The organism is Actinomyces sp. HMSC08A09 (assembly GCF_001807465.1).
GTDB lineage: Bacteria > Actinomycetota > Actinomycetes > Actinomycetales > Actinomycetaceae > Actinomyces > Actinomyces oris.
This window is the reverse complement of record NZ_KV789124.1, coordinates 67,214-72,154: the sequence shown is the minus strand read 5'-3', so window position 1 is coordinate 72,154 and position 4,941 is coordinate 67,214. Positions and strand designations below refer to the sequence as shown.

The following is a 4,941-nucleotide window of genomic DNA, read 5'->3' as shown; positions in this document are numbered from 1 at the left end:
TCCCTCGGCCCCCGCTGCCCAGGCAGGCGCCGGTTGGGGGGCAGCCCCTGCTGCGGCCTCAGCACCCGTCGCCCAGGCAGGCGTTGCTGTTGGCGGCCCGGGCGGAGGCGAGGCGGCCGACGCGGAGATGATCCGCACCCGCTGGGAGGAGGTCCTCGAGGCGGCCAAGCGCTCGCGGCGCGCCACCTGGGCGCTGGTCGGCCCCAACTCCCGACCGGGCACCGTCTCCGGAGGCGTCTTCACGCTCCTGTTCGCCGCCCCCGGCCTCGTGGGCGCCTTTGAGAACGGTGGACACGGCCCCATCTTCTCCGCGGCCCTCCACCAGGCCCTCGGCCTGCGCCTCGAGGTGCACGCCATCGTCGCCGGCGACGACGGGCCAGGCAGTTCCGGAGGCCCGGGCGGCTCAGGTGGCCCGCGTGGACCGCAAGGACCGGGCGGATCCGGGGCTGCCCCCTCCGGAGCGGAGACGGCACACACCCCTGGCCCCAGCATCAGCTCCGCCGTCGGCCACGACGCCGGTCACGGCGGGCCGCAGGGCTTCGACGGTGGCGGTGCCCCGGGCGCAGGCCCGAGCGGACCGGGACCACAGGCCGGCGCCTTCGACTCGGCGGGCTCGGCTGCCGGCGGCGGGGAGCAGAATGTCAACGGTATCGGGACGCACACCGGCGGCCAAGGCCCGGCCGAAGCAGCGGCCCCCAGCATTGGCCGTGGCGCCGACAGCTCTGGCCCCGGCGTCGACAGTGCCGTGCTGCACGGCTCCACCGGTGAACCAGTCGCCGCATCCGCTCCCGACTCCCGGGCGCTTGCCACCCACAACCCCAGTAGCGCTGTCCACGACGCCGGCCGACCCGCCCAGGGCCCGGCCACGCAGTCGCCCGCCGCTGCGCCGGCGCAGCCCACCGACGTCGAGCCGGCCGGCCGCTCCGAGGAGCACCGGCCCGTCTCCACCACCTGGGACGATGGCTCCCCGATCCTCGAGCCCCCGCCCGAGGACGACTGGGGTGCCGATCCCTACGCCGAGGACTCCGGGTACGTCAGTGGGGCTCTCAGTGTCGATGAGCCCAGCGGCTCTGCTGGGCACTCCGCCGCTCCATCCCCGGCGGCCGTCGCCCAGGAGGCCGCGACCTCGCCCGAGCCGCAGCCGGCCCAGGTCGGCGTCGATCCCGCCGCCCCCACCGAGTTCCAGGCGGTCTCCCCAGCATCCTCGACCGCCTCCACGTCCCCGGCGCCCACCGCTGCTCCCATGGCGCCGCCGGCATCCCTCGCTTCCGCGAACCCCTCCGATCCCGACGACGGTTGGGGGCCCGTCGCTATCCCCGGCGGGGGCTCGGCCCCGGCCCCGGTCTCCGCGCCTGCCGCCGGCGGCACCGACCTGGACGACGGCTGGGGCCCGGTCGCCGTCCCTGGCGGCGGAACCGTGCCCGCCCAGTCGGCATCCGCTTCCGCGCCCTCGTCCCCGCCGCCCGGGCCCTCCTCAGGCGCAGGCTCAGGATTGCCTGCATCCCCCGCGCCCACCGCCCCCCGGTCCGCTCCGGCCCCCACCTCGGCCCCGGCGGCCTCGGCCTCACCCGCCCAGTCCCGCTCCGCTCCCGCCGCGCAGGCGCCCGACGAGGCGCCCCTGGCCACCGTCCACCGTCTGCGCGCCCTGCCGGAGATTCCCGGCGGGGCCGCGTCCGCTCCGGCGGCCCCCCAGTCCTTCCAGCAGACGCCCTCCTCCTCGTCCCCGCAGGTGCCCGGGGCCGGCAGCGCGTCACACGCCCCCGGCTCCCCGGAGACCACCGCAGGTTCCCCCGGCCTGGCCCCCGTCACCTGGGAGGGGACGACGTCGAGCCCCTTCAGCCCGGGCCCGCCCCCCGAGGAGCCCAGCGCCTCGAGCGCCCCACCCGAGGACGAGTCCACCTGGGCGCCGTCGGGCATCGCCGGCTCGCGCCTGGCCGCCGCCATGGCCGCCGCTCGCGCCGCCGCCCAGGAGGCCGACACCGACTCCCTGGCCGACGACACCCCCAGCGAGGACGACCCCGACGCCGAGGACGCCGGCGTCGTCGGGCTCGAGGTCGTCAAACGGATCCTTGGCGCCCAGGTCATCGAAGAGGTCACCGTGACCCAGGAAGGACGCTGACATGCCCGCCGTCTACGAAGGCGCCGTCCAGGACCTCATCGACGAGTTCGGCGAGCTGCCCGGTATCGGCCCCAAGTCCGCCCAGCGCATGGCCTTCCACGTGCTCGCCGCCGACGCGGCCGCCGTCGAGCGCCTCATCGAGGCCCTGCGCGCCGTCAAGGCCAAGGTCCGCTTCTGCGAGACCTGCGGCAACATCGCCGAGGCCCCCCAGTGCGCCATCTGCCGCGACCCCCGCCGCGACCAGCGCGTCATCTGCGTCGTCGAGGAGCCCAAGGACGTCGTCGCCATCGAGCGCACCCGCGAGTACCGGGGGCTCTACCACGTGCTCGGCGGCGCCATCGACCCCATCAACGGCGTCGGCCCCGACGACCTGCGCGTGCGCGAGCTCTTCAGCCGCCTGGGAGACGGCGAGGTCGAGGAGGTCATCCTGGCCACCGACCCCGACGTCGTCGGCGAGGCGACCGCCGCCTACCTCACCCGCATGCTGCGCACCATGGCCGTGCCCGTCTCCCGGCTCGCCTCCGGCCTGCCCGTGGGCGCCGACCTGGAGTACGCCGACGAGGTCACCCTCGGGCGGGCTTTCGAGGGCCGACGCCGCGTCGAGGACTGACCGCCCCTCCGCTCGTTTGCTGCTCGCGCCGAGCCGGGCATCTTTCGCCGCCGCCAACAGAGTGTCGGGAGGGCTGCGCGAAGAATGCCCGGCCGGCTCAGGGCGGGAGGGTCAGGCCAGGCGCACGCCGCGCGGCAGTCGGCCGGCCGGGACGCGCAGACGTCTGCTGGCCGTCACCACGCCGCCGGCCCCCAGAGCCATGAGCACCACGAGGCTCACGGGCCAGAAGACCAGGTGCTTGGCCACGGGAGCCCCGCTGTCGCGCCTGCTGGAAGGAGCGTCGGAGGAGTCCTTCCAGTTGTCGCAGAAGTTGCTGACGACCCGATCGGGCTTGGGGTCGCGCAGCTCGTCAGTCCACGAACCCGTGGCCTCCAGCGGGGAGTAGCTGCTGCGGTGGCCCCAGCCGTCGAGCCGACGGGGCGCGTGGGCGGTGGCGTCCCCCAGGATGATGAAGGGGTTGGGGGCCAACATCCACCAGATCCGATCGGTGTGCGTGACCTCCTCGACGGAGACCTCGGGGTCGGTCTTGCACACGAGCTTGCCCTCGGTGGATTTGTCGTAGTCCACGCTGTAGGTCACCAGTGTCTGGTTGCCGACCGCCAGGGGTGAGCTGATGGCCATGAACAGTGGAGTCCCGACGACGAGGGCGGCCACCACGAGGTAGGTCAGGACCGCCGAGGCCGAGGGCCGCGCCGCCAACGCCGAGAAGCCCAGGCCGATGGCGCACACCGCCCCCAGGGTGAAGACGAGGATGACCAGGTGGGCCAGGAGGGCCTGCCAGTGCGAACCGCCCGCGACCGTCAAGCCGATGAGGAAGGGCACCGCCACCCCCAGGAAGGCGATTGCCGCCACCCAGGCCGCCAGCAGCTTGCCGACGACGATCTCCCGACTGCGCAGCGCCGTGGCCTGCAGCAGCGCCAGGGTCGCGTCGGCCCGGTCACCGTTGATGGAGGTCGCCGACAACGTGGGGGCGACGATGAGCCCGATCCCCAGGACGAAGCAGACGACGATGTCGTAGAGCGTCAGCAGAAAGTCGTTGGACGCGCCATCGGGGCTCGTGGTCTCGACGGCGATCACCAGCCCGCCGCACAGGACGATGAGGACCGCCAGCCAGATCCCCAGCATGATGCGCCAGCGCGTGGCCCTCACCCGCTGACGCAGCTCGAGCACCATGATGGTGCGCACACCGGTCCAGGTCATCGGCGTTCTCCTTCCAGAGCCAGGTAGGTCTCCTCCAGGGTTCCGGACAGCGGGGCGAAGGAGACGACCTCCACCCCGGCCTCAACGGCCCCTCGCAGCAGGCGGGCCGCGGCTGCGTCGTCGGCGACCGGGAGGCGCACGGTGCCGTCCTCCTCCACCGTGACAGGCAGCTGTGCGGAGCGTGTCCACTGGCCCAGTCGCCCGGCGTCCAGGGCCCGCATCCGCCAGGTCCGCTGCATCGGGAGCGGGGCCGGCGCTCCCGAGCCCGCCTGCCCGGGCGCCGGGCCCCACCCCGGCGGCGAGGTGACGGCGGTCCCGTGGGACATGAAGACGACGCCGTCGACCATCTCCTCCATCTCCGTCAGGATGTGGCTGGAGAGCAGGATCGTGGTGCCGCCCGAGGCCAGGTCGCGCAGCAGGACGCGCAGGTCGGCGCGCGAACGCGGGTCCATGCCGGCGGCCGGCTCGTCCAGGAGCAGGACCTTGGGGGCGTGGATGAGGGCGCGGGCCAGGCCCAGGCGCTGCTTCTGGCCGCGGGACAGGACCCGGGCGGGCGTGCGCGCCATCTCCTCGAGGTGGACCAGGGAGAGCATCTCGACGGCTCGGGGGCGGGCGGCGTCGGCGTCCATGCCCTGGGCGGCGGCGAAGGTCAGGAGGATCTCGGTGCAGGTCAGGGAGTCCCAGGTGCCGAAGGCGTCGGGCATCCAGCCCACGGCGCGGTGGACCTCGCGCGGCTGGGTCACCGGGTCCAGGCCCGCCACCCGGATCGTTCCGTGGTCCGGGGCCAGGAGGGCCGCCAGCATGAGCAGCAGTGTGGTCTTGCCGGCGCCGTTGGGGCCGACCAGGCCGGTGACGGCGCCGCTGGGCACCGACATGTCCAGCTGGTGCACCGCCGGCGCCTGTCCGAAGAAGCGGGTGAGCTGGGAGACTTCAATGCTCATGCGGCCAGGCTACGTCGTCGGCGCGGGGCCGGTGGGTGGAACTCGGGCCCGCCTCACGTCGACACTTCGAC

Annotated in this window: 3 protein-coding genes and 1 pseudogene; 2 read left to right on the top strand and 2 right to left on the bottom strand. The window is 74.3% G+C overall.

Annotated elements, in window-relative coordinates; genetic code table 11:
• Together HMPREF3165_RS13435 and recR are read left to right on the top strand one after the other, a co-directional pair.
• Nucleotides 1-2,119, top strand: a pseudogene (locus HMPREF3165_RS13435) (hypothetical protein); the annotation flags it as partial.
• A gap of 1 nt (nt 2,120) precedes the next feature.
• On the top strand, nt 2,121-2,729 hold the full coding sequence (gene recR, locus HMPREF3165_RS07525) for a recombination mediator RecR (RefSeq protein WP_003788101.1): 609 nt from the start codon (nt 2,121-2,123) through the stop codon (nt 2,727-2,729).
• A 111-nt stretch (nt 2,730-2,840) separates the two neighbouring features.
• Here recR and HMPREF3165_RS07520 read toward each other — a convergent pair whose 3' ends face one another.
• Together HMPREF3165_RS07520 and HMPREF3165_RS07515 are read right to left on the bottom strand one after the other, a co-directional pair.
• Nucleotides 2,841-3,929, bottom strand: a complete 1,089-nt coding sequence (locus HMPREF3165_RS07520) for an ABC transporter permease (protein ID WP_070512036.1) — start codon at nt 3,927-3,929, stop codon at nt 2,841-2,843.
• The gene (locus tag HMPREF3165_RS07515) at nt 3,926-4,870 is read right to left on the bottom strand and encodes an ABC transporter ATP-binding protein (RefSeq protein ID WP_070512033.1); all 945 of its coding nucleotides are present in this window, start codon (nt 4,868-4,870) and stop codon (nt 3,926-3,928) included. The genes HMPREF3165_RS07520 and HMPREF3165_RS07515 overlap by 4 nt, the downstream gene beginning before the upstream one ends.
• Nucleotides 4,871-4,941 lie beyond the last annotated feature (71 nt).